Source organism: Pseudomonas sp. GW456-12-1-14-TSB6 (assembly GCF_059424205.1).
In genome coordinates this window covers 110,047-135,416 of record NZ_JBWKZE010000018.1, presented here as the reverse complement: position 1 = coordinate 135,416, position 25,370 = coordinate 110,047, and the positions used below count along the sequence as shown (strand labels likewise).

21 protein-coding genes are annotated in these 25,370 nt (G+C 61.2%); 6 read left to right on the top strand and 15 right to left on the bottom strand.

Going from position 1 to position 25,370, the window contains the following annotated elements; genetic code table 11:
* Window positions 1-293 precede the first annotated feature (293 nt).
* Complete coding sequence (locus AC07Y2_RS18225) at window positions 294-1,688, top strand: Fic family protein (protein WP_039769642.1); 1,395 nt, start codon at window positions 294-296, stop codon at window positions 1,686-1,688.
* On the opposite strand, the gene AC07Y2_RS18220 is transcribed toward AC07Y2_RS18225, so the two are convergent.
* The 3 genes from AC07Y2_RS18220 to plsB are packed head-to-tail and all read right to left on the bottom strand — an operon-like array spanning window position 1,685 to window position 5,353.
* Window positions 1,685-2,374: a DUF4197 domain-containing protein gene (locus AC07Y2_RS18220; RefSeq protein WP_103386564.1), complete on the bottom strand. Its 690-nt coding sequence runs from the start codon at window positions 2,372-2,374 to the stop codon at window positions 1,685-1,687. The genes AC07Y2_RS18225 and AC07Y2_RS18220 overlap by 4 nt on opposite strands.
* Before the next feature lie 24 nt (window positions 2,375-2,398).
* The gene (locus tag AC07Y2_RS18215) at window positions 2,399-2,797 is read right to left on the bottom strand and encodes a YbaY family lipoprotein (RefSeq protein ID WP_103386563.1); all 399 of its coding nucleotides are present in this window, start codon (window positions 2,795-2,797) and stop codon (window positions 2,399-2,401) included.
* Window positions 2,798-2,848: 51 nt separating this feature from the next.
* The gene (gene plsB / locus AC07Y2_RS18210; RefSeq protein ID WP_103386562.1) at window positions 2,849-5,353 is read right to left on the bottom strand and encodes a glycerol-3-phosphate 1-O-acyltransferase PlsB; all 2,505 of its coding nucleotides are present in this window, start codon (window positions 5,351-5,353) and stop codon (window positions 2,849-2,851) included.
* Between the two features lie 503 nt (window positions 5,354-5,856).
* On the opposite strand from plsB, the gene AC07Y2_RS18205 reads away from it, so the two are divergent.
* Entirely contained in the window at window positions 5,857-6,066 is a 210-nt protein-coding gene (locus AC07Y2_RS18205; RefSeq protein ID WP_007954750.1) for a cold shock domain-containing protein, read from the top strand.
* A gap of 81 nt (window positions 6,067-6,147) precedes the next feature.
* On the opposite strand, the gene AC07Y2_RS18200 is transcribed toward AC07Y2_RS18205, so the two are convergent.
* The 4 genes from AC07Y2_RS18200 to AC07Y2_RS18185 form a co-directional block, all read right to left on the bottom strand.
* The gene (locus tag AC07Y2_RS18200) at window positions 6,148-6,525 is read right to left on the bottom strand and encodes a hypothetical protein (protein ID WP_039769649.1); all 378 of its coding nucleotides are present in this window, start codon (window positions 6,523-6,525) and stop codon (window positions 6,148-6,150) included.
* Between the two features lie 75 nt (window positions 6,526-6,600).
* Window positions 6,601-7,410 (bottom strand): putative RNA methyltransferase, encoded by an 810-nt coding sequence (locus tag AC07Y2_RS18195; protein WP_096819640.1) that lies wholly within the window; start codon window positions 7,408-7,410, stop codon window positions 6,601-6,603.
* Window positions 7,410-8,561 (bottom strand): succinyl-diaminopimelate desuccinylase, encoded by a 1,152-nt coding sequence (dapE, locus tag AC07Y2_RS18190; RefSeq protein ID WP_039769650.1) that lies wholly within the window; start codon window positions 8,559-8,561, stop codon window positions 7,410-7,412. Before dapE ends, AC07Y2_RS18195 begins: the two co-directional genes overlap by 1 nt.
* 98 nt (window positions 8,562-8,659) lie before the next feature.
* The gene (locus tag AC07Y2_RS18185) at window positions 8,660-11,251 is read right to left on the bottom strand and encodes a glycosyltransferase (RefSeq protein WP_074691288.1); all 2,592 of its coding nucleotides are present in this window, start codon (window positions 11,249-11,251) and stop codon (window positions 8,660-8,662) included.
* A 214-nt stretch (window positions 11,252-11,465) separates the two neighbouring features.
* Here AC07Y2_RS18185 and tcdA point away from each other — a divergent pair, with 214 nt between their 5' ends.
* Complete coding sequence (gene tcdA, locus AC07Y2_RS18180) at window positions 11,466-12,284, top strand: tRNA cyclic N6-threonylcarbamoyladenosine(37) synthase TcdA (RefSeq protein WP_039769652.1); 819 nt, start codon at window positions 11,466-11,468, stop codon at window positions 12,282-12,284.
* Between the two features lie 158 nt (window positions 12,285-12,442).
* On the opposite strand, the gene AC07Y2_RS18175 is transcribed toward tcdA, so the two are convergent.
* From AC07Y2_RS18175 to AC07Y2_RS18160, 4 genes are all read right to left on the bottom strand, one after another.
* A complete protein-coding gene (locus tag AC07Y2_RS18175; protein WP_074691290.1) occupies window positions 12,443-12,850 on the bottom strand; it encodes a SufE family protein in 408 nt (135 codons plus the stop codon).
* Window positions 12,847-14,052: an aminotransferase class V-fold PLP-dependent enzyme gene (locus AC07Y2_RS18170; RefSeq protein ID WP_085666849.1), complete on the bottom strand. Its 1,206-nt coding sequence runs from the start codon at window positions 14,050-14,052 to the stop codon at window positions 12,847-12,849. The genes AC07Y2_RS18175 and AC07Y2_RS18170 overlap by 4 nt, the downstream gene beginning before the upstream one ends.
* A 129-nt stretch (window positions 14,053-14,181) precedes the next feature.
* Complete coding sequence (dapD, locus tag AC07Y2_RS18165) at window positions 14,182-15,216, bottom strand: 2,3,4,5-tetrahydropyridine-2,6-dicarboxylate N-succinyltransferase (protein WP_007954762.1); 1,035 nt, start codon at window positions 15,214-15,216, stop codon at window positions 14,182-14,184.
* 31 nt (window positions 15,217-15,247) lie between these two features.
* Window positions 15,248-15,610 carry an ArsC family reductase gene (locus AC07Y2_RS18160; RefSeq protein WP_003222107.1) on the bottom strand — a complete coding sequence of 121 codons (363 nt, stop codon included), beginning with the start codon at window positions 15,608-15,610 and terminating at the stop codon, window positions 15,248-15,250.
* Window positions 15,611-15,791: 181 nt separating this feature from the next.
* Here AC07Y2_RS18160 and AC07Y2_RS18155 point away from each other — a divergent pair, with 181 nt between their 5' ends.
* Complete coding sequence (locus AC07Y2_RS18155) at window positions 15,792-17,423, top strand: Na+/H+ antiporter (RefSeq protein ID WP_103386561.1); 1,632 nt, start codon at window positions 15,792-15,794, stop codon at window positions 17,421-17,423.
* Window positions 17,424-17,431: 8 nt separating this feature from the next.
* Here AC07Y2_RS18155 and AC07Y2_RS18150 read toward each other — a convergent pair whose 3' ends face one another.
* From AC07Y2_RS18150 to map, 4 genes are all read right to left on the bottom strand, one after another.
* A complete protein-coding gene (locus AC07Y2_RS18150) occupies window positions 17,432-18,160 on the bottom strand; it encodes a M12 family metallopeptidase (protein ID WP_039769720.1) in 729 nt (242 codons plus the stop codon).
* A 170-nt stretch (window positions 18,161-18,330) separates the two neighbouring features.
* Window positions 18,331-19,530, bottom strand: coding sequence for a succinyldiaminopimelate transaminase (dapC, locus tag AC07Y2_RS18145; protein ID WP_103386560.1), 1,200 nt, complete (start codon window positions 19,528-19,530; stop codon window positions 18,331-18,333).
* Between the two features lie 43 nt (window positions 19,531-19,573).
* Window positions 19,574-22,276: a [protein-PII] uridylyltransferase gene (locus tag AC07Y2_RS18140; RefSeq protein WP_039769661.1), complete on the bottom strand. Its 2,703-nt coding sequence runs from the start codon at window positions 22,274-22,276 to the stop codon at window positions 19,574-19,576.
* A 40-nt stretch (window positions 22,277-22,316) separates the two neighbouring features.
* Window positions 22,317-23,099, bottom strand: coding sequence for a type I methionyl aminopeptidase (map, locus tag AC07Y2_RS18135; protein ID WP_039769663.1), 783 nt, complete (start codon window positions 23,097-23,099; stop codon window positions 22,317-22,319).
* Between the two features lie 374 nt (window positions 23,100-23,473).
* Between map and rpsB the strand changes: the two genes are divergently transcribed.
* Together rpsB and tsf are read left to right on the top strand one after the other, a co-directional pair.
* Window positions 23,474-24,211 (top strand): 30S ribosomal protein S2, encoded by a 738-nt coding sequence (gene rpsB, locus AC07Y2_RS18130; RefSeq protein WP_008052780.1) that lies wholly within the window; start codon window positions 23,474-23,476, stop codon window positions 24,209-24,211.
* 190 nt (window positions 24,212-24,401) lie between these two features.
* Window positions 24,402-25,265, top strand: a complete 864-nt coding sequence (tsf, locus tag AC07Y2_RS18125) for a translation elongation factor Ts (RefSeq protein WP_064593783.1) — start codon at window positions 24,402-24,404, stop codon at window positions 25,263-25,265.
* Window positions 25,266-25,370 lie beyond the last annotated feature (105 nt).

Genomic DNA, 25,370 nt, shown 5'->3' with positions numbered 1-25,370 from the left:
ATCCCTCCACTCAGCCGGCCGAAGGGGCCGGCACGTCAAGAGCGGTACTCGAGCTAACGCTCATTGTGTTGAGTGGTTTGGCTACGCCATATTTTTGAGGAAACCCGTGTCAACTGTGGGAGCTAGCCTGCTAGCGATGGCGGTCTGTGGGCCGATCTTTTCTTTTGGGAGCAAGCAGCTTTGTAGGACCTTGCGCCGTCTCCTACGTTTTTTTCAGACGCCTCCGATATTGAGTCGCTGTGTTTGCAGTGCTGTACTCGAGGCTGTTTTTCAGCCTTGGTTGAGCAGCGTTGATGAAGAAACCGCCGGTATTGAAAGGTCGGGCCGATCCGGTCTTTGAGTTGTTGATGCGCGCGCCTCACAAGCAGCGTCTGGCGGACTATCTTGCGTTGCTCAAGCCGCTGGATGATCAGGGGCGGTATCTGCCTTTTGAGGATTTGCGGTATCGCTGGGCCAGCGGGCTGGATTCGCGATTGTGTTGGGCGTTGGTCAAGAAGGCGCGGGCCGCTCAGTACATTCATCTTCTGCCTTTGGGGGAGCCGGCCCAGTGGGGAAAGTTTGTGCCGACGCCCACCGCGCAGAAGGCCCTTTCAGTGGTTGATCGGCAAACCACGACGGCGTCGCTGGAGTACATGACCAGCCAGATAGGCGAGCGGGCGCATTTCAGTTATTTGCTTAACGATTTGATCGAGGATGAGGCGATCAGCAGCAGTCAGCTGGAGGGCGCCGCGACCACTACCCGTGTTGCCAAGGACATGCTCAAGCAACGGCGTCAGCCCCGGACGCCGGATGAGCGGATGGTCATGGGCAATTACCGAATGATGAATTTCGCCTGGGAAAAACGTTATGAGCCTTTGAGCGTGGAGTTGATTGCGTCGATGCACCGAGTCGGTGTCGAGGGTATTGATGACGAGCTGTACGACCCCGGGCTTTTCAGGACCAACGATGAAGTGGTGGTGCAGGACGGCGAGGGGAATACCGTCCACTCGCCACCGCCTGCCGCCGGATTGGTGAGGCGACTGGATTTGCTCTCGCAGTGGATCAATCAACCACAGGGTTCACCTCAGCAAAAAAACTACCTGCATCCGCTGATCAAGGCGATCTCGCTGCACTTTGCCCTGGGCTATGAACATCCCTTTCGCGATGGCAACGGGCGGGTCGCCAGGGCGCTGTTTTACTGGTTCATGTTCAAGCACGAGTTTTCGGCGTTCCGCTATATCGCGATCAGTCTTTTACTGCGCAACGCGCCGGTAAAGTACGGGCGGTCGTATTTGCACAGCGAGGCTGATGAGCTCGACCTGACGTACTTCATCGAGTTTCAGTGTTCGGTGATTCTGCGGGCGGTGGAGGGGTTTACCGATGTGTACCGCAAGAGTGTGGCGTACAGCGAAGACTTCGAGCGCTGGCTGACCTGTTCGGGCTTTTTTGATCGGCTGACAGAGCGGCAGCGGGCCATTTATCAGGTGGCCAGGAGCGGGGTGGCGAAGGAGTTCACGGCGGGGAACGTCAAGGAGCATCTTGGTTGTGCCTACAACACAGCGGTGTCGACGTTGAGCGGGTTGGTTGAGCTGCAGGTTTTCGAGAAGAAGAAAATGGGGCGCGAGTGGGTGTACTTTTTACGTGTTTCCGCTGGTGGCGGATTGAACAACAGGAGTGAGACAGCTCACTCCCGTGTCGTGTCGGTTTAGAGCGTACCAAACACTTTCTTCGCCAGACTCGTCGCCGCAGCGGCCGGGTTCTTGCGGATGGTTTCTTCCTGTTTGCCGATCATTTCGAACAGGCCGTTGAGCGCTTGTTCGGTCACGTAGCTTTCGATGTTGGCGCTTTTCGCATCCACCACCCCGAAGGTCGCGGCCTGGCCGGCGAAGGCGTTGTATTTCTGGGCTACGCCGACTTTGTCGGTTGCATGTTTGACGATCGGCAGGAACTTGGTGCGGATCTGTTCGCGGCTGGATTTGTCCAGGTATTGGGTGGCGGAGTCGTTGCCGCCGCTGAGGATGCCTTTGGCGTCTTCCACGCTCATTTTCTTCACGGCGTCGACGAGGATCGGCTGGGCCTGGGTGACAGCGGTTTCCGCGGCCTTGTTCATGGCGGTTTCCAGTTCTTCAACTTGAGCGCCCATGCCGAAGGCTTTCATCTTGCCGGCGACTTTGCCGAGTTTGCCCGGCAGTTCGATCTTCACGTCCGGGTTGTTGCTGAAACCGCCCGGGGTGCCGAGTTGTTTGACGGCCAGTTGCGCGCCCTGGGTCAGGGCGTCCTTGAGGCCGCCGGTGGCGTCGCCTTGCGACAGGTCGCTTAGGGACAGGGCCAGTGCGTTGGCGGAGATCATCAGGCCCGCGCACAGGCCGGCGAAGCGAAGGGTAGGGCGGAGCATGGCGGCTTCCTTGTTCGGAGAGGGTTAGCGTGCGGCGTCGACGCGGATCTTCAGCGGCTGCGGATCCTTGCCATCGAGCTGCACGGTATGGTTTTCAGTGGTTATGAACATCAGCTCGCCGTTGACTTCGATGCGCGCGCTGACCGAGTAGCGGTGGCCGGGTTTGACCTGGGCCGGATCGTAGCTCAAGTGGAACGGCAGCGGCACCTGGCCTTTGACCGGGCCTTTCTGTTCGTCGAGTACCACGGCCGGAGCGTCGGCCAGCGAAACGTCCTGCAGGCTTACGCTCAAGGTCGCACTGGGTGGCAGGGCGATGCGTTGCAGGTAGAACACTTCGCCGTCGAGGCTGACCTTGCCGGCCGGTGAGGTCGACTGGCAGGCGCTGAGCAGCGTGGCGGCGGCAAGCAGGGAAAGTTTTCTCATCGGAGATCTCCGTATCGACGGCGCCAGAAGAAGCCTGGCGCCTGTAGGAATTTAGTCGCTTTGCACAGGGGCGGCGGGCTGATCGGCCGCATCTTCACTGCGGTGCAGTGCCACCTGACGGATCGACAAGCGAATCTCCGCCGGCAGCACCCGTTTGGCTGCGCCTTCGGCCAGTTCGCCGAGCAGTTCGTGGTAGCTCAACTTGCCGGCTTCGTCGCGACGCAGTACGTCGAGGTCGAGCAGGGTCTGGATGAAGTGGCGGAACAGGCTCTTGTCGAAGAACTCCGGTGCGTTCAGGCCATGCAGGATCGACAGGCGCTGGGCCATGACCGTGCACAGGTCTTCCAGTTCTTCGGCGCTGATGCTGTTCTGGCCGCTGTTGAGCAGCAGGGAAACGGTCATGTAGAAGCGTTGCAGGGTCTGGGCAATGCTCTTCGACAGCAGGGTCAGCAGCACGAAATGCCGCGAGCTCGGTGCCGGGCGCAGGTACACGTCTTTTTCGAAACGCAGCAGGCCCTGTTCGACGAACGCTTCCAGCCACTGATCGATGACTGCATCCAGTTCGTCCAGGGTCCAGCGGATGAACAGCTCCGATTGCAGGTACGGATACAACGCGCGGGTGTAGCGCAGGATCTGTTCGCGGCTCATGCGCGAGGTGCTCTGGAAGAAGCTCGCCAGTAGCGCCGGCAGGGCGAAGATGTGCAGCACGTTGTTGCGGTAGTACGTCATCAGGACGGCGTTCTGCTCGTCCAGATAAAGGATCTTGCCCAGCGCATCGTTCTGCTCGGACAGCAGATCCATGTCCTTCACGTGTTCGATCAGCGCGCGGCCATCGCCTTCCGGCAACGTGGTGTGCGGCGAGTAAGGGACCTTGCGCAGCAGCGCCAGATACAGATCCAGCACCCGCGCCATGGCCCGATCATCCAGCGCCAGGCGGGTGGTCGAGAGCAGCGCCAGCGCCACCAGGTTGACCGGGTTGATCGCCGCCGCTTCGTTCAGGTGCTGTGCGACTTTCTCGCCGAGGCGGTTGGTGGTTTCGTTGAGCCACGCCGGCTTGTACTGCGGGCCGAGTTCCTGCTGACGCCAGTCCGGCTGTTCGCTGTCGAGGAATTCCGCCAGTTTGATCGGCTCGCCAAAGTTCACCGCCACCTGGCCAAAGCGCTGCTTTAGCGCGCCGATGACTTTGAAGATGTCGAAGATCGATTCTTTCTTCTTGCTCGCGCCACGCAGCTCGCCGAGGTAGGTGCGGCCTTCGAGCACGCGCTCGTAACCGATGTACACCGGCACGAACACGATCGGCATCCGCGACGAACGCAGGAAGCTGCGCATGGTGATCGCGAGCATCCCGGTTTTCGGTTGCAGCATGCGCCCGGTACGCGAGCGACCGCCCTCGACGAAGTATTCGACCGGGAAACCTTTGGTGAACAGGGTGTGCAGGTATTCGTTGAACACCGAGGTGTACAGCGGATTGCCCTTGAACGTGCGGCGCATGAAGAACGCCCCGCCACGGCGCAGCAGGCTGCCGATCACCGGCATGTTGAGGTTGATGCCGGCGGCGATGTGCGGCGGGGTCAGGCCATTGCGGAACAGCAAGTACGACAGCAGCAGGTAGTCAATGTGGCTGCGGTGGCACGGCACGTAGATCACTTCGTGACCCTGGGCGACCTTCTGCACGCCTTCGATGTGGTTGACCTTGATACCGTCGTAGATCTTGTTCCAGAACCAGCTCAGCACCACTTCCAGAAAACGGATCGCGGTGTAGGTGTAGTCCGAGGCGATCTCGTTGCCGTAGCGCAGGGCCTGGGCCTTGGCTTTTTCCGGGGAGATGTTTTCGCGCTCGGCTTCGTCGAGGATCGCTTGCTTGACCAGCGGCTGGTTGAGCAGGCCTTTGACCAGGTTACGGCGGTGGGAAATGTCCGGGCCGATCACCGCAGCCTTGAGGTTGCGGAAGTGCACCCGCAGGATCCGCTGGGCCATGCGCACGGTGCGCTCGTGGCCCTTGTTGTGTTCGATCAGTTCGCGCAGGTGGATCGGTGCGGAGAATTGCACGCGGGTCTTGCGCCCCAGAATCATGATGCTCAGAAGGCGACGCAGACGCCCGGTGACGGCCCAGCTGTCGGCGAACAGCAGTTTCCACGGGCTGTTTTCGCTGTCCGGTGACTGGCCCCAGAACACGCTGACCGGAATGATCTGCGCGTCTTCGGCAGCATTCTGGCTGAGGGCGCTGACCAGTCGGGTCAGGGTCGGCGGCGCACCGCGCTTGTCCTGGCGGCCGAGCCAGTCGGGATCCGGCGTCAGGTAGAAAAACGCCGCCGGTTCGATCAGCGAACCCACGGACACCGGCAGCACCGGGCGCGGCAGGCCGGCCTTGGTGCACTCGGTGTCGACCACCGCCAGATCGGTCAGCGATGGATTTTGCAGGACGTAGAACACCGGACGACTGCGGTCGAGGTTGAGGGTGAACGACGATTGGTTGATCGTCTCGGAGCGAACCCAGAGATACAACAGTCGGCGCAAGGTGCCAAACACAAGACGGCGGAACGGGGAACGGGTCATACGGCTTCTGCGTGAGTGGATAAACCGAGCGTTTGCTCGGGCGGTCAGGGGGGCGTTCTTCATGAGTTTTCGTGCCGCGCCGTGCCTGCTGTTGTGCAGGGCAAGGCGCGAGAAGCGTGGTTTGGTCGTTCCAAACAAGCTTCGAGCAACGCGGCCCTGCACAACAGCAGGCGCGGCCCTTCGGGTTGTGCCTTAAAGCGGACCAGGCTGCGTTGCAGGCCTTGGAAAGGGAACAACCATTTCCAGCGGCCTGCGCCTTGCCTGGTCCGCTTTAAGGCGACAACGCGGCGCGAAAACTCATGAAAAACGCCCCTTAGTTTGCCGTATTGGGCGAAAATCGGCAAAAAAGCGGCGAAGTAATCTCCTGTTGAGAGTTTTGCCGCCTGTCATATACTCGGCGATCTGTCGCCGGGGCCCTTTTATGGACGTCGGACGCAGGCTGACGTTCCTCAAAGGCTTTCCTGCGAAAAGCCTGTTCAATAATAAAAAAGGAGTATGAACAGATGGCAACACGTGAAACCGGCAACGTGAAGTGGTTCAACGACGCCAAAGGCTACGGCTTCATTCAGCGCGAAGACGGGGTGGACGTGTTCGTGCACTACCGCGCGATCCGCGGCGAAGGCCACCGTTCGCTGACCGAGGGTCAGCAGGTTGAATACGCGGTGGTGGAAGGGCAGAAGGGGTTGCAGGCTGAAGACGTTGTAGGCCTGTAAGGGAGGACCTGCGGCCAGTCTCGAGCTACAAGCTTCAAGCGGTCAGGCTTGCAGCTTGAGGCTTGCAGCTCGAAGCTGCTTTTATGCAGTTTTCCAGGTGATCTCTTCTTCACCATCGGCGCTGATCCGGATCCAGCGATCCGCCGTTTCCTCACCTTCTTCCTCGACCCACGTCCCCGGTGCGCAGCGCACTTCGACGTTCAGCGCGGCAAAGGCGGCGCGGGCGCAGGCGATGTCGTCGTCCCATGGGGTCGCATCGCTTTCCAGGTACAGGCTGTTCCACTTGCCCACGGCTTTGGGCAGCCAGGTCACCGGGATGTTGCCGGCCTTGCACTTGTACGTCTGACCTTTCTGTACCCAGTCGCTGCACGGGCCGAGAGCGGCGCCCAGCCAGGCGGAAATGGCCTTGTGGTCGACGTCGGCGTCTTTCAGGTAAATCTCGATGTCCGGTTGGCGCATGGATATCCTCACTGCGGGTCTGAAAAATCCATTCGCGGATTTAGCCGGCCCCGGGTCGTTGCCCGAGACCAAAAGTTATTGAAGAACGAAATAATCGTAGCGCATCGAGACCGTGGTCACGAACGGCTCGGGCTGTTCGATCACCGCCGCGCGGCGCTCGGCACTGGCGCGCCAGCCGTGGGGCGTCATCGCCAGCAGGTTGGCGCGATCCTCGGGCTTGTCCAGCGTCAGTTTGAATTCCAGGGTTTCACTGTGCGCCAGCGCCATGCCTTCCGGTACCAGGGCCAGGTGCTTGTCGTCGGTGTATTCGCGCACTTCGTCGTACAGGCGTTCGCGCAGTTCCATCAGGTGGCCGCTGGTCGGGCCGACTTTCATCAGACCGCCGCCGACGCTGAGCAGGCGTTTGGCTTCTTCCCAGTCCAGTGGACTGAAGACGCTGGCCAGAAACTGGCAACTGCCGGAGGCCAGTGGCACCCGGGCCATGCTGGCGATCAACCAGGTCAGCGCCGGATTGCGTTTGCAGGCGCGTTTGACCGCTTCCTTCGAGATGTCCAGCGCGTAACCGTCGGCGTCGGGCAAAGCCTCGGCGATCTGCGCGGTGTAGTAACCCTCGCCACAACCGATATCGACCCAGCGCGCCGGCGCATAACTCGCCGCCAGCTCCGCCAGACGCTTGGCCACCGGCGCGTAATGCCCGGCGTTCAGAAAGTCGCGGCGGGCCTCGACCATCGCCTGATTGTCGCCGGGATCGCGGCTGTTCTTGTGTTGCACCGGCAGCAGGTTCAGGTAACCCTGGCGCGCGCGGTCGAAGCGGTGGCCGGCGGGGCAGACCACGCCGTTGTCCACCGCGTTCAGCGGTTCACTGCAGATCGGGCACGCGAGCATCAGGCGAGCAACTTGATCAGGGTCTGGTAGTAGATCTCGGTCAGCACGTCGAGATCGGCCGCCAGCACGCGCTCGTTGACCTGGTGGATGGTTGCGTTGACCGGGCCCAGTTCAACAACCTGCGTACCCATGGTCGCGATGAAACGACCGTCGGAGGTGCCGCCGCTGGTGGACGCCTTGGTCTCGCGGCCGGTGATGTCCTTGATGCTCGACGACACCGCGTCGAGCAGCGCACCCGGCTCGGTGAGGAATGGCAGACCGGACAGCGCCCAGTCGATGTGCCAGTCCAGGCCGTGCTTGTCGAGGATGTCGGCGACGCGTTTCTGCAGGCCTTCGACCGTCGATTCGGTGGAGAAGCGGAAGTTGAACACCGCCACCAGATCGCCCGGAATCACGTTGGTCGCGCCGGTGCCGGAGTTGACGTTGGAAATCTGAAAACTGGTCGGCGGGAAGAAGTCGTTGCCGTGATCCCAATGCTCGGCTGCCAGCTCGGCCAGAGCCGGGGCAGCGAGGTGGATCGGGTTCTTCGCCAGGTGCGGATAGGCCACGTGGCCCTGCACACCGCGTACGGTCAGTTTGGCGCCGAGGGAGCCGCGACGACCGTTCTTCACCACGTCGCCCACCAGCGTGGTGCTCGACGGTTCACCGACGATGCACCAGTCCAGACGCTCGTTACGGGCTGCCAGGCGCTCGACCACTGCCTTGGTGCCGTGATGCGCCGGGCCTTCTTCGTCGCTGGTGATCAGGAACGCGACCTTGCCCTTGTGATCCGGGTAGGCGGTGACGAAACGCTCGGCCGCTACGGTCATCGAGGCCAGGCTGCCTTTCATGTCCGCCGCGCCACGGCCGCAGAGCATGCCGTGCTCGTCGATCATTGCGTTGAACGGGTCGATCTGCCACGCAGTAACCGGACCGGTTGGCACCACGTCGGTGTGGCCGGCGAAGCACAGCACCGGGCCGTCGTCTTTGCCGTGCGTCGCCCAGAAGTTATCCACATCTTCGATGCGCATCGGTTCCAGCTGGAAACCGGCATCGCCCAGGCGCTGCATCATCTGCTTCTGGCAATCGGCGTCGACCGGCGTCACGGACGGACGGCGGATCAGGTCGATGGCGAGTTGAAGGGTCGGCGAAAGGTCGGCGTGGGCCGTCATGGAAAACTCCGAAAGCTGGGGGGCAAGGCGCGCAAAATGGCGGTTATCTTAAAGCAAAACGGCGACCATTGGCCGCCGTTTAGTGCATCGGTGAGGATTTAGACCACCGGTGCCGGTTCAGGCGCCGCCGAAGGTTTTGGCAGCGACGACAGGAACGCCATGATCAGCGCCGCCACGTACGGCAGCGACTGCACCAGCAGCATGGCCACCCAGAAGCGCATGTCGTTGCTCGGAATGCCCTGCACCAGGAAGATCCCCAGTGCCGCGCCCCACAACAGCAGCATGATGAACAGCTCTTCCCGGGCCTCGGAAATCGCCACCCAGAAACCATGGTTGTCGGCGTTTTTCGGGGTGCGGAAGAACGGAATGCTGCTGGTGAAGAAGCCGTACAGCACCGCTTTGGCGATGGTGTGCGACAACGCCAGACCGGCCAGTGCGGCGCAGAACGCATCCTTGAGGTTCACGCCCACGGCGCGACGGTAGAGGAAGATGATCTTGCCGACCTTGAACACGAACAGCGCCAGCGGCGGGATCGCGAAGATCAGCAGCGGCGGATCGACCCGTTGCGGCACGATGATCATCGCCGCCGACCACAACAGTGCGCCGACAGTGAAGAAGATGTTCATGCCATCTGCCACCCACGGCAGCCAGCCCGCGAGGAAGTGGTAACGCTGGCCGCGCGTCAGTTCGGTGTCCTTGCCGCGCAGCAGGCTGCGGGTGTGGCGCTTGATGATCTGGATCGCACCGTAGGCCCAGCGGAAACGCTGCTTCTTGAAGTCGATGAAGGTGTCCGGCATCAGGCCCTTGCCGTAACTGTCGTGGTAGTACGCCGCCGACAGGCCTTTCTCGAATACCCGCAGACCGAGTTCGGCGTCTTCACAGATGCACCAGTCGGCCCAGCCCAGTTCTTCCAGAACCGAACGACGGGTCATGGTCATGGTGCCGTGCTGGATGATCGCGTCGCGGTCGTTGCGGGTGACCATGCCGATGTGGAAGAAGCCTTTGTATTCGGCGTAGCAGAGCTTCTTGAAGGTGCTCTCGTTCTGGTCGCGGTAATCCTGCGGCGACTGCACCACGGCGATTTTCGGGTCGGCGAAGTGCGGCACCATGTGCTTGAGCCAGTTCGGGTGCACGCAGTAGTCGGAGTCGATCACCGCGATCACTTCGGCGTCTTTGGCGGTGTGCGGGATCAGGTAGTTCAGCGCACCGCCCTTGAAACCGGCCAGGGGCGAGACGTGGAAGAACTTGAAGCGCGGGCCGAGGGTTTCGCAGTAGTCGCGCACCGGTTCCCAGACCGCCGGGTCCTTGGTGTTGTTGTCGATGATCAGGACTTCGAAGTCCGGGTAGTCGAGGTTGGCCAGGGCGTTGAGGGTCTGTTTGACCATCTCCGGCGGCTCGTTGTAGCAGGGCACGTGGATCGAGACTTTCGGGCGGTAGTCGGAATCGCCGACCACCGGCAGGAATTCACGCCGGCGTTTGTGGATCCACACCGCTTCGGCCAGTTCATGGGCCTCGGTCAGCAACACGATGAACACCCCGAGCGCACCGAGCGCCAGCAGGAAGCCCACCGTCAGGCTGAACCACGTGCTGTATTGCTGGCTGTAGTCGTAACCGATCCACACCAGCACCGAACCGCACAGAAACGCGATAAAGGTCAGGAAGGTACGGCCGCGCTGACGCAGGGCCGAGCCGTCGATCATCAGCAGGGTCAGCGACAACAGCGCCAGCACCACCGAGCCGATGGCCAGCACGCGCCATTGCGGGATCGCCACCACCGGGCCTTCGAAGTTGAATTTCTGCTGGCGCGCGGCGTTGAACACGCCCCAGTAGGCGCCGACCGAACCTTCGTCGCTGGCCTTCCACGGCTGGTCAAACGCTTCGATCACGAAGTAGTTGAAGCCCTGGCGGTTGAGTTTGTTGACCAGCGTGCGCAGGTAGATCGCCTGATCCGCCGGCGACGCATCGGCGCCACCGCGCATGCGGCCGTTGCTCGGCCAGCCCACTTCGGACAGCAGCAGCGGCTTTTTCGGGAACATCTTTTTCAGGTCGCGGGCGCGGTCGAAAACAAACTGCCCGGCCTTGTCCACCGGAATGAATTCCCAGTAGGGCAGAACGTGGGCGGCGATCAGGTCGACGTGCTTGGCCAGTTCCGGGTGTTCTTCCCAGACGTGCCACTGTTCGGAGGTGGTCACCGGCACTTTCACCGCTGCGCGCACGCGGTCGAGCAGCACGCTGAGTTGTTCGGCGGTGATTTCCTTGCGGAAGATCGCTTCGTTGCCGACCACTACGCGAACCACGCTGCGCGAAGTGTTGGCCAGTTCGATGGCGCGGGTGATTTCCCGCTCGTTGCGCTCCTGGTCGGGGCTGATCCAGATCCCCAGGGTCACGCGCAGACCGAACTCTTCCGCCAGTTTCGGGATGTCCTGCAGGGAACCGTCGACCGAGTAGATGCGGATGTTGTCCGTCAGCTTGCTCATGATCTCCAGGTCGCGGCGCATTTCATCGTCGGACGGATACTGATCCTTCTGTGGGAACTGTCCTTGCTGGAACGGTGAATAGGAGAAACCGGAGATCTGCTCCGGCCAGTTCGGCGCGGAGACGGGGCGGTTGATCAGCGCCCAGAAACCGGTGAACAGGGCGGCGATTGCCAGAACCACCACCAGGTTGAGTCCAAATTTACGCGATGACATAGCTGTGTCGGGTTCCAAAGGCTGTGGAACGAAGGGTCGGCTGGTTGACGCCAAGAGGGCGCGCATCCTACACCGGCAGTTCGCTGAGTCCTACAAGAGACAGGAAAATGCCGGATGTTGGGCAATCGACTTTGACTTAAGTTCTTACACTTGTAGCTTGAAGCTTAAAACTTGTCGCTGCGTAGTCCTATAATGCGCGCCGGTTTTCAGGGTAATGGTCATGAGTACAGAAGATCCGCGGTTTGCAGGCATCGCCCGTTTGTATGGCATCGAGGGCCTCGAGCGCCTGCGTGCAGCCCACGTGGCGATTGTCGGCGTTGGCGGCGTCGGTTCCTGGGCGGCGGAAGCCATGGCCCGTTGCGGGGTGGGCGAGATTTCGCTGTTCGACCTCGACGACGTCTGCGTCAGCAACGCCAACCGCCAGTTGCACGCGCTCGACAGCACCGTCGGCAAACCCAAGGTCGAGGTGATGGCCGAGCGTCTGCGCGGGATCAACCCGGACTGCAAGGTGCACGCCGTGGCGGATTTCGTCACCCGCGACACCATGGCCGAATACATCACGCCGAACATCGACTGCGTGATCGACTGCATCGACGCGGTCAACGCCAAGGCTGCGCTGATTGCCTGGTGCAAGCGCCGCAAGATTCAGATCATCACCACCGGTGGAGCTGGCGGGCAGATCGATCCGACGCTGATTCAGGTCTGCGACCTCAACCGCACCTTCAACGACCCACTGGCCTCGAAAGTGCGTTCAACGTTGCGCCGCGATTATGGTTTTTCGCGCACCGTGACCCGCCATTACAGCGTGCCGTGCGTGTTCTCCACCGAACAGCTGCGCTATCCGAAGCCGGACGGCAGCATTTGCCTGCAGAAGAGTTTTGTCGGCGACGGCGTGAAGCTGGACTGCGCCGGCGGGTTTGGCGCGGTGATGATGGTGACGGCGACGTTCGGCATGGTCGCGGCGACCAAGGCTGTGGACAAGATTGTGGCGGGCGTGCGGCGCCCGGCGGATCGGGTCAAGCCTCAGGCCTGACCAGTGACCGATCGTTCCCACGCTCTACGTCGCCGATCGTTCCCACGTCGAGGCGTCGAACCGTCTGCGTGGGAATGCCTCATTGGACGCTCTGCGTCCGCTTCGGCATGGGACGCAGAGCGTCCCGGGCTGCATTCCCACGCGGAGCGTGGGAACGATCAGTTCGGGGCGAGTTCACGCATCCGCTGCAACACGGCATTCAAACCATTGCTGCGCGACGGCGACAACTGCCGCGACAGTCCCAACTGATTGAACCAGTCCGGCAGATCCACCTGCTGCAGCTCGCCCGCGGTCAAGCCGTTGACCCGCAACAGCAGCAACGCCACCAACCCGCGAATCATCCGTGCATCGCTGCTCGCCGCGAACTGCCAGTGGCCGTCGCGCAATTCGCCAACCAGCCACACCTGACTTTCACAGCCGTGTACCCGATTGGCGTCGCACTTGTCCGCATCGCTCAACGGTGGCAGACGATCCCCGAACTGCATCAACAATCGCGCCCGCTGTTCCCAGCCGGCGGCGTTCTGAAAAGTTTGCAGCGCTTCGGCGGCCTCGATCGGCAGGCTCATCGCAACAGCTCCAGCGCCTGATCCAGCGCTTCAAAGAACCGCTCCAGATCTTCGGAATCGTTGTACAGCGCCAGCGACACGCGAATCGCCCCGGCCAGTTCGAAGCGCTTGAGCAGCGGCATGGCGCAGTGGTGCCCGGCGCGCACGGCGATGCCCTGTTCGGTCAGCAAATGCGCCAGATCGGCGTTGTGCACGCCTTCGACGACAAAACTGGCCAGCGCCAGTTGCGGCTTGCCCAGCAGACGGATGCCATTGCGGGCGGCGAGGCCTCGCAAAAGGTAATCGTGCAGCGCGGCTTCGTGGGCGGACACGGCGTCCTGATCCAGACCCGCGAGGTAGTCGAGGGTCGCACCGAGGCCGATCACACTGGCAATCGGCGGTGTTCCCGCCTCGAAGCCCAATGGGGCAGGGCGGAAGCGCGCGTCGTGATAGTTGGCTTCCAGCACCATCTCGCCACCGAACTGCCACGGGCGCAGTTGTTCGAGCGCTGCGTTGCTTCCGAACAGCACGCCAAGGCCATCGGGGCCGTACAGCTTGTGGCTGGAAAACACGTAAAAGTCGCAACCCAGCGCCTGCACGTCATGCCGGCCATGGACCACGCCTTGAGCGCCATCGACCACGGTCAGGGCGTTGTGCGCCTTGGCCATTGCCAGCAATGCCGGCAACGGTTGCCAGGCGCCGAGTACGTTGGACAACTGGCTGACCGCCAGCAAGCGAGTGCGCGGGCCGATCAGGTGAACGGCAGCAGCGAGGTCGATCACGCCGTCATCGTCCAGCGGCAGGATCACCAGTTTCAAATCGCGACGTTGCGCCAGTTGCTGCCACGGCAGCAGATTGGCGTGATGCTCCAGGGCGCTGATGACAATTTCATCGCCCGGATGGAAAAGATGTTCCAGGCCATAAGCCAGGAGATTCAGCGCACTGGTGGCGCCGTGGGTGAAGATGATCTGCCCGCTGTCACCGGCATTCAGCCACTGGGCAACCTTCAGGCGGCTGTCCTCGAACGCCTGCGTGGCGTGGGCGCCGGGCAGATGTTGCGCACGATGAACGTTGGCCGCGCCATTGGCGTAGTAATGCGCCAGCGCGTCGAGCAGGGCCTGGGGTTTTTGCGTGGTGGCGGCGTTGTCCAGGTAAGTCTGGTCTTGCCGTTGCAGGGCGGCGATGGCCGGGAAATCGGCGCGCCAGGGGGAGGGAATCATCATCTGTTCAGCCCTGTGAACTTGGGCGGGTGTACACCGAACCTTGTGGGAGCGAGCCTGCTCGCGAAGGCGTCCTTATGGACGCCAAAAGCTTCGCGAGCAGGCTCGCTCCCACATAGGTCAATGTGCTGCTTAGTTGTGAGCGTGCAGCGCTTCGTTCAGTTCGATCGCCGATTTGTGGGTTTTACATTCCACAGCGCCGGTTTCCGAATTGCGACGGAACAGCAGGTCGGTCTGACCGGCCAGTTCACGGGCCTTGACCACTTTGACCAGGTTGTTGTGCTCGTCCAGCAGCGCGACCTTGGTGCCGGCGGTCACGTACAGGCCCGACTCGACGGTGTTGCGGTCGCCCAGGGGGATACCGATACCGGCGTTAGCGCCGATCAGGCAGCCTTCGCCGACCTTGATCACGATGTTGCCGCCGCCCGACAGGGTGCCCATGGTCGAGCAGCCGCCGCCCAGGTCCGAACCCTTGCCGACGAAGACGCCAGCGGAGACGCGGCCTTCGATCATGCCCGGGCCTTCGGTGCCGGCGTTGAAGTTGATGAAACCTTCGTGCATCACGGTGGTGCCTTCGCCCACGTAGGCGCCCAGACGCAGACGTGCGGCGTCAGCGATACGCACGCCGGCCGGTACCACGTAGTCGGTCATTTTCGGGAACTTGTCCACCGAGAACACTTCCAGCAGTTCGCCGCGCAGACGGGCTTCGAGTTGCAGCTCGGCCAGTTCGCTCAGGTCGATCGCGCCCTGGCTGGTCCAGGCCACGTTCGGCAGCAGCGGGAAGATCCCGGCCAGGCTCACGCCGTGCGGCTTGACCAGGCGATGGGACAGCAGGTGCAGCTTCAGATATGCCTCAGGAGTCGAAGTCAGTTGCGCGTCTTCGGCCAGCAGGGTCGCGACCAGCGGCTTGTGGCTTTCGGCCAGGCGGGTCAGCAGCTTGCCTTGCACCGCGTCGATGCCTTTCACGGCTTCAGCCAGTTGGGCGGCTTGTGCGGTGGTGAAGGTGATGGCCTGGTTGCCTTCGGTGTAGCCGAGGATCGGTGCAACAGCGGCGACCAGCTCAGCCGAAGGGTTCAACAGCGGCTGGGCGTAGAACACTTCCAGCCATGCGCCTTGACGGTTCTGGGTGCCGACACCGAAGGCAATACTGAACAGGGAGTTGGACATGTGAATACCTCTACAAAAAGTGACGGGCTGCTTACTTGAGCGCGGCCGCGTAGATGTCTGGCTTGAAGCCAATCAGGGTTCGGTCACCGAGATCGAGCACCGGGCGCTTGATCATCGAGGGTTGAGCGAGCATCAGTTCGATGGCTTTCGACTGGTCGAGATCGGCTTTGCGTTCGTCGTCGAGTTTGCGAAAGGTCGTGCCTGCGCGGTTCAACACCGTTTGCCAGCCATGCTCGTCGCACCATTGGGTCAGGTGCTCGCGGTCAATGCCGGCGGTCTTGTAATCGTGGAAGTCATAGCTGACAGCGTGTTCATCGAGCCAGGTGCGCGCCTTTTTCATGGTGTCGCAGGCTTTGATGCCGAAAAGGTGCAACGTTTTGCTTGAAACGGTCAAGGAATTGCCCCCTTTACAGGTGCTGGAAAAAAATGGTGTCGGATTATGCCATGACCAGACGGTTTCGCGGCGCCGAGGTTGCTTTTGCTGAGAGGGCTGCGACATAGGTGCAACGGTCACGCACAGCCTAAGCGGCTAATATGGCAGTTCAACGCTGTCGATTGTCCGGGATTTCCGCTCTATGCAAACCGCTTATACCGTCCTGATTCTGCTGATGCTGGTCAGTGTCTCGCGCCTGATTGGACGGGTGATTCCGCTGCCGCTGCCACTGGTGCAGATCGCCGCCGGTGCCTTGCTGGCCTGGCCGACCCTCGGCCTGCACGTGGCTCTTGATCCGGAGCTGTTCCTGTTTCTGTTCCTGCCACCGCTGCTGTTTTCCGATGGCTGGCGCATGCCCAAGCGGGAATTGTGGCGTCTGCGCGGGCCGGTGCTGACACTGGCGGTCGGGTTGGTGCTGTTTACCGTGGTCGGGGCGGGCTACTTCATTCATTGGCTGCTGCCGACGATTCCCTTGCCGGTGGCCTTTGCGCTGGCGGCGGTGCTGTCGCCAACGGATGCCGTGGCGGTCTCGGCCATTTCGCAGAACCGCTTGCCCACGCCGCTGATGCACATGCTGCAGGGCGAGGCGTTGATGAACGATGCATCGGGCCTGGTGACGTTCAAGTTCGCCCTGGTCGCGGCGGTTACCGGTGCGTTTTCCCTGGCCAATGCCAGTCTGACCTTCGTGCTGGTGGCGGTCGGCGGGCTGGCGGTCGGTGTGGCGCTGAGTTGGCTGGTCGGCCGGTTGCGCGCCTGGATGATCGCCCGGGGCTGGGACGATCCGGCGACCCATGTGGTGTTCATGTTGCTGCTGCCGTTTGCCGCTTACGTTCTGGCCGAACGGCTCGGCGCATCGGGCATTCTTTCGGCAGTGGCGGCGGGGATGATGCAGAGCTGGCTCGATCTGCTGCCGCGCCAGACCAGCACCCGGTTGCTCAACCGCAGCGTCTGGTCGTTGCTGGAGTTTGCCTTCAACGGTTTGATCTTCCTGCTGCTCGGCCTGCAACTTCCGGACATCGTTAAAGCGGTGGTCAGCCACGAGACATCGTTATGGCCGACCCTGTTCTATCGCTGTCTCGATGTGGTGGCGATTTTCCTGGCGCTGGTGCTGTTGCGTTTCATCTGGGTGCAGAGCATCTGGCGTCTGTCGGTGCTGCTGCGCCGTCTGCGCGGCAAGGGGGATCTGACGCAAGTGCCGACTGCCCGTTCCTGCTGGCTGCTGACCGTTGGTGGCGTACGCGGTGCGGTGACCCTGGCGGGTGTGATGTCGGTGCCGATGCTGATGGGCAGCGAGGCGTTCCCCGAGCGTGATTTGCTGATCTTCATCGCCGCCGGGGTGATCCTGTTGTCGCTGGTGGCGGCCTGTATTGCGCTGCCGTTGCTGTTGCGCGGCATCGAAAAGAGTCCGGATGACAAACGCCGGCAGGAAGTGCGCGACGCCTGGCGCAAGACGGCGGAAGCGGCGATTCACGCGCTGGAGATCGAAGAGGTCAGCCCGCAGGACGCCGCGCAAGCCGCACTGGCGGCCGAGCTCAAGGCGCGCATCATGTCCGAGTACCGCCACCAACTGGAGGTGTTCAACGATTCGGCCGAAGCCCAGGCGCTGGCGTTCCAGATGGATCTGCTGGAACGCCGCTTGCGCCTCAAGGCGCTGCGCGCGCAGCGCCTTGAGTTGTACAGCCTCAGTCGTCAGCACCAGATCGGTGATGACGTGCTGCGCGAGGTGTTGGGCGAACTCGACTTGAGTGAGGCCAACCTGGGCCAGGTCAAATAGGCAAAACGTTACTTGGGATAAAGCAACCTCATCAGGCGTTTGTCTTTCTTGCTGATCTTGCGGTTGATCGGCACCTCCCAGTTGCCCACCGTCAAGGTGTTGGCCACGGGGTGGTGCATGATCGACCTGCGGTCGTAGGAGGTGTAGATCGCATCCAGCGTGTCGAAGGAGGCGAACAGGTTTCGGTCGACCTGCGCCTCGGTCAGCGGGTTCATTTCGCGATTTTTGTAGAACTCATACACCTTCGGTTTATCCCACGGAATTTTTGCCTGTGGGTGTTGGTGTTCATGCAGCGCGCCCAACGCATGCCCGAACTCGTGAATCACGATCACTTCAAAGTCCTGGTGGTCCGGCTTCACGCCCAGATTCATGGTCGGATAGTCCGGATGAATCAACAGCGCATCGGTGCCCAGCATTGAGCTGTTGTCATTGTTGTTAGTGGCAATGCGGATATCGCCTTGCCGGTCATCGACGAATTCGAACTTGAGGTTGATGTACGGCAACCACTGGCTGGCGGCGTCGATGATCTTGGTCCTGTGCTCGGCATCGGGCGCGTCCATGAAGGCGACTTTCAGTGTGCGGCCGTTGGCCCACAGCTTTGAATAGTTGACGACGGAGCGCTTGCGGCGAGTGCCGGTCGCGTTGCCGGCGTTGGCCGGGTTTTCATTGATGGCGGCTGTGTAGGCCGCCTGATCGTCGGGCCATTGATGAAGTTGGCAATCGAGCAGTTCTGTCATTTTTTTCACTTCTTCCATGAAGTCAAAGGTCGGTTTTTGGTGGTGCGCAGCGAGCGGCGCCGCCCAAGACTAACGTCTGGCCAATAGGAGAGTGAGGTAGAAACAGGAGGGCAACTGTTACGTGATATTTGATTGCCCGTGCCGGATTGCCCGGCACGGGCGTTCAGACATTACTTGTGGCGCAGGACGAAATCGCGGATGCGCTCGGCAGCCTCGACGCACTCGGCCAGCGGCGCAACCAGCGCCATGCGCACGCGCCCGGCGCCCGGATTGACGCCATCGACGTCACGGGACAGGTACGAACCCGGCACCACGGTCACGTGCTCTTCGGCAAACAGATCCCGGCAGAACGCGGCATCGTCACCTTGCACATTCGGCCACAGGTAGAAGCTGCCATCCGGGCGCTGCACGTCCATCACCGGGCTGAGAATCGCCAGCACGGCGTCGAACTTTTCGCGATACAGCGCACGGTTGGCGCGTACATGCACTTCGTCATTCCACGCAGCGACGCTGGCCAGTTGGGTCTGAACCGGCATCGCGCAGCCGTGGTAGGTGCGGTACAGCAGGAAGCCCTTGAGGATGTCGGCATCGCCGGCGACAAAACCGGAGCGCAGGCCCGGCAGGTTCGAGCGCTTGGACAGGCTGTGGAACACCACGCAGCGCTTGAAGTCCTGGCGACCCAGTTCGGCGCAGGCGCTGAGCAGGCCTGGCGGCGGCGTCTGTTCGTCGAAGTACAGTTCGCTGTAGCACTCGTCGGCGGCGATTACGAAGTCGTATTCGTCGGCCAGGGCGATCAGCTTTTTCAGCACGTCGACCGGAATCAGCGCGCCGGTCGGGTTGCCCGGCGAGCACAGGAACAGGATCTGGCAGCGTTTCCAGATGTCAGGCGATACCGCGTCGAAGTCCGGGTTGAAGCCGTTCTCGTCCAGGCATGGCAGGTAGTGCGGCTTGGCCCCGGCGAGGAACGCCGCGCCTTCGTAAATCTGATAGAACGGGTTCGGGCTGACCACCAGCGCGTCGTCGCCACGGTTGACCACGGTCTGGGTGAAGGCGAACAGCGCTTCACGGGTGCCGTTGACCGGCAGCACGTTGCGCGCCGGGTCGATCCAGCCGCTCGGCATGTTGAAACGACGTTCGCACCAGGCCGCGATGGCTTCGCGCAGGGCCGGAATGCCGAGGGTGGTCGGGTACACCGCCATCTGATCCAGATTGTTGGCCAGCGCCTCGGCGACAAAGCTTGGCGAGCGATGCTTCGGTTCGCCGATGGACAGCGCGATCGGGCGCTTGTCCGGGTTTGGCGTGACGCTGCCGAGCAGGGCGCGGAGCTTTTCGAACGGGTAGGGCTGAAGCTGGGACAGAGCGTTGTTCATCGGTGCGGGATCTCGTGCAAAGCGGTTGAATCCGGGCGCGCAATCAAATGCTGATGCGCGACAGTTTGATATCGGGTTCCTGATTGACGCTCAGCTGTTCGACGATGGCATCCTGCAAACGGCTGCACAGCAGCGGGTCGGACAGCGGTTGATTGTGGGCGTCGGTGATGAAGAACACGTCTTCCACCCGCTCGCCCAGGGTGGCGATCTTGGCGTTCTGCAGCGACAGGTCGAACTCGAGGAAAATCCCGCCGACCCGTGCCAGCAGGCCCGGCCGATCCGGCGCAGTGAGTTCCAGTACGGTTACCGGACGCTGGGCGTCGTTGTGGATCGTCACCTGCGGGGCGAACGCAAAATGCTTGAGCTGGCGCGGCACCCGACGCTGGATGATCGTCGGGTAGTCGGCCGGGTTGCGCAGGGCTTCGGTCAGTCCCTCGCGAATCTGTTTGACCCGGACCGGATTGTCGCCGATCGAATCGCCATCGGTGTCGAGCACGATGTAGGTGTCGAGGGTGAACTGGCTGCTGGACGTGATGACCCGGGCGTCGTGAATATTCAGGTTGAGCTGGTCCATCGCCGCCACGGTCACGGCGAAGAAGTCGTGCTGGTCCGGCGCGTAGATGAAAATCTGCGTGCCGCCCTCGAACTCGCGCTGGGTGGTTTCCTTGATCAGCACCAGCGGACCGCCGTCGGCCGGTTGCTGAAGGATCGCGTCGGTGTGCCAGGCCACGTCGCCGGCGGTGTGGCGCAGGAAGTAGTCATCGCCCAGTTGCGCCCACAATTGCTCGACGTCATCCGGATCGGTGCCGCCGCGCACCAGAATGTCCAGTGCTGCGCTCTGGGTCTGGCGGATCTGTTCTTCGCGATCCACCGGGTTCTCCAGGCCGCGGCGCAGGGCGCGCTTGGTCTCGGTGTAGAGCTGGCGCAACAGGCTGGCACGCCACGAGTTCCACAGCGTCGGGTTGGTCGCGTTGATGTCGGCCACGGTCAGCACGTACAGGTAGTCGAGACGGGTTTCGTCACCGACCGCCAGGGCGAAGTCATGGATTACCTGCGGGTCGGACAAGTCTTTGCGCTGGGCGGTGGTCGACATCACCAGGTGGTTCTGCACCAGCCAGACGATCAGGCGGCTGTCCCAGACCGGCAGTTGGTGACGCTGGCAGAACGCCTCGGCATCCACCGCGCCAATCTCCGAGTGATCGCCATGCCGGCCCTTGCCGATGTCGTGGTACAGGCCGGCCATATAAATGAGTTCAGGCTTGGGCAGTTTGGCCATGAGCTTGGCGGCCAGCGGGAATTTTTCCGACACCTGGGTGTACTGCAATTTGCGCAGGTGCTTGATCAGGTTCAGCGTGTGCGCATCGACCGTATAGATGTGAAACAGGTCGTGCTGCATCTGCCCGACAATGAAGCCGAATTCCGGCAGATAGCGTCCGAGAATGCCGTAGCGGTTCATCCGCCGCAGGTTGCGGTGAATGCCGATCTTGCACTTGAACAGCTCGATGAACAGGCTGGTGTTGCGGATGTCGTTGCGGAAGTTGTCGTCGATCAGGTGACGGTTTTCCCGCAGCAGACGAATGGTGTCGGCGCGTACGCCTTTGATTTCCGGCTGCTGGGCCATCAGCACGAAGATCTCGAGCATGGCGAACGGCGTACGGCGGAACACGTTGTCGTTGCGTGCCTCGATGTAGCCGTCGTGCAGCTGGAAGCGCGAGTTGATCGGCTGTGGTGGCGCTTCGTCTTCCGGGGCGAGGATGACTTCCTCGAAGTGCTGGATGATCAGGTCGCTGAGCTGGGCAATGCTCATCACCACCCGGAAATACTGCTGCATGAAGTTTTCGACGGCCTGTTTGGCGTCGTCGCCTTCAAAACCCAGCAGCCCGGCAATGGTGCGCTGATGATCGAACAGCAGGCGGTCTTCGGAGCGACCGGCGAGCATGTGCAGGGCGTAACGCACTTTCCAGAGGAATTCCTGAGAGGACGCCAGCAGGGCGTTTTCACTCTCGACCAGAAAGCCTTCGCCGGCCAGGGCGCGCAGGTTCAGGGTGCCGTACTGACGGCGGGCCACCCACAGAATGGTCTGGATATCCCGTAGTCCGCCGGGCGAGCCTTTGACGTTGGGCTCCAGATTGTATTCGGTGTCGTTGTACTTGTGGTGGCGAGCCTTCTGCTCGGCGCGCTTGGCCAGGAAGAAATCCTTGCTCGGCCACATGTGTGCAGTGCTGGTGACGTCGAGCATGCGCTGGCGCAGGCGCTCGGGGCCGCAGATGGTGCGGCTTTCCATCAGGTTGGTGACCACCGTCAGGTCGGCGCGCGCCTCTTCGGCGCATTCGTCGACCGAGCGAACGCTCTGACCGACTTCCAGGCCGATGTCCCACAGCAGCGTCAGAAAACGCTCGATGGAATCGCGGAAAATTTCGTGATCGGCGCTGTCCAGCAGGATCAGCAGATCGATGTCGGAATAGGGGTGCAATTCACCGCGACCGTAGCCGCCGACCGCGACCAGCGCGATGTCGGCGTCTTCGCTCCAGTCGAACTGGTCCCAGGCCTTTTGCAGGATGTTATCGACGAACCACGCCCGATCTTCGATCAGCCTGCGTATATCGCGACCGGCCCGAAAACGTGCATCGAGCACCTCGCGGGCCTGGCGGATCGCCTTCTTGAACGCCGCGATAGGACTCGCTTTCAGGGCCAGTTCAGCCTGGAACTGACCGCGGTCGAAGAGTTCGGGATCCACCTGCGGCATCGATTGGCTTTCCTTCTATAGGCTGGGAACGGTGTCTGGGTCAGGCCGAGATGCGCGGGATCGTGTCGTCGCTGCGCAGGGTGAAGATCTCGTAGCCGGTGTCGGTGACAAGCAAGGTGTGTTCCCACTGCGCCGACAGCTTGCGATCCTTGGTGATCGCGGTCCAGCCGTCGCCCAGTACTTTGGTGTCGGCCTTGCCCTGGTTGATCATCGGCTCGATGGTGAAGGTCATGCCTGCCTTCAGTTCCATGCCGGTGCCGGCGCGGCCATAGTGCAGAATCTGCGGTTCTTCGTGGAACACCTTGCCGATGCCGTGGCCGCAGAACTCGCGTACGACCGAGAAACCGTTCTTTTCCGCGTGCTTCTGGATGATTTCGCCAATGTCACCGAGGCGGCAGCCGGGTTTGACGATTTCGATCGCCTTGTACATGCATTCCTGGGTGACCTGCGACAGGCGCTCTGCCCAGACCGGCACGGTGCCGACGTGGAACATGCGGCTGGTGTCGCCGTGGTAGCCGTCCTTGATCACCGTGACGTCGATGTTCAGGGTGTCGCCATTTTTCAGCGGCTTGTCGTTCGGGATGCCGTGGCAGACCACGTGGTTGATCGAGGTGCAAATCGACTTCGGGTAGCCCTTGTAGTTGAGCGGGGCAGGGATGGCCTGCTGCACGTTGACGATGTAGTCGTGGCAGATCTGGTTCAGCTCATCGGTGGTCACGCCAGGCTTGACGTGCTCGGCAATCATTTCCAGCACATCGGCGGCCAGTTTGCCGGCGACACGCATGCCAGCGATGTCCTCGGGGGTTTTGAGGGTGACGGTCATACAGGCTCTCTCTGCGCTCGACGGCGCTTGCTGATACGAACAGGGGCGCGGCTGTTGATTTGGCGGCCCCGAAAAACGCGATTCTAACAGACCAAAGGCGCAAATCCGCGCCTGCGTGTATCGCTTCTGTCTATACAATGCGGCGCATTGTCCCGATTCCAAGGGGCTGGCGCGCATGTCCCTGACGCGATTGCAGATTCCGGGTTCCGTTTGCGTCGCCCCTGTGGTATAAAATGCGCCGCTTTCCGGGGATAGCTCCGGGAGCATTAACCCACACACGTGTCGACACGATGGCCTGGGTGCCTTTGATCCTCGGATCAATGGTTGGTCATTGGGATACGTGGAGGCCCAACCCGACTTATCAAGGAACTATCATGTCCCAAGTCAACATGCGCGATATGCTGAAGGCCGGTGTGCACTTCGGTCACCAAACCCGTTACTGGAATCCGAAAATGGGTAAATACATTTTCGGCGCGCGTAACAAGATTCACATCATCAACCTTGAAAAAACCCTGCCAATGTTCAACGAAGCTCTGACTTTCGTAGAGCGTCTGGCCCAGGGCAAAAACAAGATTCTGTTCGTCGGCACCAAGCGTTCCGCTGGCAAGATCGTTGCTGAAGAAGCAGCACGTTGCGGTTCGCCGTACGTCGATCACCGCTGGTTGGGCGGCATGCTGACCAACTTCAAGACCATCCGTGCTTCCATCAAGCGTCTGCGTGACCTTGAAGTTCAAGCCGAAGACGGTACTTTCGCCAAGCTGACCAAGAAAGAAGCGCTGATGCGCACTCGTGATCTTGAGAAGCTGGATCGCTCCCTGGGCGGCATCAAGGACATGGGCGGTCTGCCAGACGCACTGTTCGTGATCGACGTTGACCACGAGCGCATCGCGATCACCGAAGCCAACAAGCTGGGCATCCCGGTCATCGGCGTTGTCGATACCAACAGCAGCCCGGAAGGCGTTGACTACATCATCCCAGGCAACGATGACGCAATCCGCGCTATCCAGCTGTACATGGGTTCGATGGCTGACGCAGTGATCCGCGGTCGCAACAACGTTGCTGGCGGCACTGTAGAATTCGCAGCTGAAGAAACTCAGGCTGCAGCTGAGTAATCGACGCCCTGGCGTTGACTCAGTAAGCAAAAAGGGGGCTTGGCCCCCTTTTTGCCACCTCGAAAACCATCTGTCGGCAGCGCAGCTACAGCATCTGTAACGTGCAGCAGCTACAAACAGGTTCGGGAAGAATTGAACGCCCGTTCGATCGGGTGGAATGGTTGAAAACCTATCCAAGAGGAATTTGAAAATGGCAGCAATTACTGCAGCGTTGGTCAAAGAACTGCGCGAGCGTACCGGCGAAGGCATGATGGATTGCAAGAAAGCCCTGGAAAAGGCTGGCGGCGACATCGAAAAAGCCATTGATGACATGCGCGCTTCGGGCGCCATCAAGGCTGCCAAGAAAGCTGGCAACGTTGCCGCTGAAGGCGCTATCGCCATCAAGGACGACGGCAAGGCTGCCGTTCTGATCGAAGTCAACTCGCAGACCGACTTCCTGGCTCTGCAGGACGACTTCAAAAACTTCGTTGCTGCCAGCGTTGACAAAGCATTCGCTGACAAGCTGACCGATGCAGCTCCGCTGATCGCTTCTCAAGAAGCCGCTCGCGAAGCACTGGTTGCCAAAGTAGGCGAGAACGTCAACATCCGTCGCCTGGTGCGCGTAGAGGGCGACGTAGTCGGTACCTACCTGCACGGCAACAAGATCGGTGTTGCTGTTGTCCTGAAAGGCGGCGACGTCGAGCTGGCCAAAGACATCGCGATGCACGTTGCTGCAAGCAACCCTGAGTTCCTGCTGCCTTCGCAAGTCTCCGACGAAGCGATCGAGCGTGAAAAGGCTGTGTTCCTGCAGCTGAACGAAGAAAAAATCAAAGGCAAGCCAGAAAACATTGTTGAGAACATGGTCAAGGGCCGTATCAGCAAGTTCCTGGCAGAAGCGAGCCTGGTTGAGCAGGCGTTCGTCAAGAACCCTGAAATCAAGGTTGGTGAGCTGGCCAAGAAAGGCGGCGCTGAAATCGTTTCCTTCACCTACTTCAAAGTAGGCGAGGGCATCGAGAAGCCGGTCGACAACTTCGCTGAAGAAGTTGCTGCCCAGCTGGCTGCCGCCAAGCAATAAGACGGTTTTTCAACTGTCGCCCGAAAGAGGCTGCCCGCTCACGCGCGCAGCCTCTTTTCAGATAGGGTTACCAATTTTTAATTGGTTTCCCCTTGGAACTGACTT

Excerpts from the sequence above, each read along its gene's own strand:
- AC07Y2_RS18150 (WP_039769720.1), bottom strand. The coding sequence starts at position 18,160 with ATGACAGAACTGCTCGATTGCCAACTTCATCAATGGCCCGACGATCAG.
- AC07Y2_RS18205 (WP_007954750.1), top strand. The coding sequence starts at position 5,857 with ATGGCAACACGTGAAACCGGCAACGTGAAGTGGTTCAACGACGCCAAA.
- dapC (WP_103386560.1), bottom strand. The coding sequence starts at position 19,530 with ATGAACAACGCTCTGTCCCAGCTTCAGCCCTACCCGTTCGAAAAGCTC.
- tsf (WP_064593783.1), top strand. The coding sequence starts at position 24,402 with ATGGCAGCAATTACTGCAGCGTTGGTCAAAGAACTGCGCGAGCGTACC.
- AC07Y2_RS18185 (WP_074691288.1), bottom strand. The coding sequence starts at position 11,251 with ATGTCATCGCGTAAATTTGGACTCAACCTGGTGGTGGTTCTGGCAATC.
- AC07Y2_RS18170 (WP_085666849.1), bottom strand. The coding sequence starts at position 14,052 with ATGATGATTCCCTCCCCCTGGCGCGCCGATTTCCCGGCCATCGCCGCC.
- AC07Y2_RS18200 (WP_039769649.1), bottom strand. The coding sequence starts at position 6,525 with ATGCGCCAACCGGACATCGAGATTTACCTGAAAGACGCCGACGTCGAC.
- map (WP_039769663.1), bottom strand. The coding sequence starts at position 23,099 with ATGACCGTCACCCTCAAAACCCCCGAGGACATCGCTGGCATGCGTGTC.
- tcdA (WP_039769652.1), top strand. The coding sequence starts at position 11,466 with ATGGTCATGAGTACAGAAGATCCGCGGTTTGCAGGCATCGCCCGTTTG.
- AC07Y2_RS18215 (WP_103386563.1), bottom strand. The coding sequence starts at position 2,797 with ATGAGAAAACTTTCCCTGCTTGCCGCCGCCACGCTGCTCAGCGCCTGC.
- dapE (WP_039769650.1), bottom strand. The coding sequence starts at position 8,561 with ATGACGGCCCACGCCGACCTTTCGCCGACCCTTCAACTCGCCATCGAC.
- rpsB (WP_008052780.1), top strand. The coding sequence starts at position 23,474 with ATGTCCCAAGTCAACATGCGCGATATGCTGAAGGCCGGTGTGCACTTC.
- AC07Y2_RS18225 (WP_039769642.1), top strand. The coding sequence starts at position 294 with ATGAAGAAACCGCCGGTATTGAAAGGTCGGGCCGATCCGGTCTTTGAG.
- AC07Y2_RS18155 (WP_103386561.1), top strand. The coding sequence starts at position 15,792 with ATGCAAACCGCTTATACCGTCCTGATTCTGCTGATGCTGGTCAGTGTC.
- AC07Y2_RS18140 (WP_039769661.1), bottom strand. The coding sequence starts at position 22,276 with ATGCCGCAGGTGGATCCCGAACTCTTCGACCGCGGTCAGTTCCAGGCT.
- dapD (WP_007954762.1), bottom strand. The coding sequence starts at position 15,216 with ATGTCCAACTCCCTGTTCAGTATTGCCTTCGGTGTCGGCACCCAGAAC.
- AC07Y2_RS18175 (WP_074691290.1), bottom strand. The coding sequence starts at position 12,850 with ATGAGCCTGCCGATCGAGGCCGCCGAAGCGCTGCAAACTTTTCAGAAC.
- AC07Y2_RS18220 (WP_103386564.1), bottom strand. The coding sequence starts at position 2,374 with ATGCTCCGCCCTACCCTTCGCTTCGCCGGCCTGTGCGCGGGCCTGATG.
- AC07Y2_RS18195 (WP_096819640.1), bottom strand. The coding sequence starts at position 7,410 with ATGCTCGCGTGCCCGATCTGCAGTGAACCGCTGAACGCGGTGGACAAC.
- plsB (WP_103386562.1), bottom strand. The coding sequence starts at position 5,353 with ATGACCCGTTCCCCGTTCCGCCGTCTTGTGTTTGGCACCTTGCGCCGA.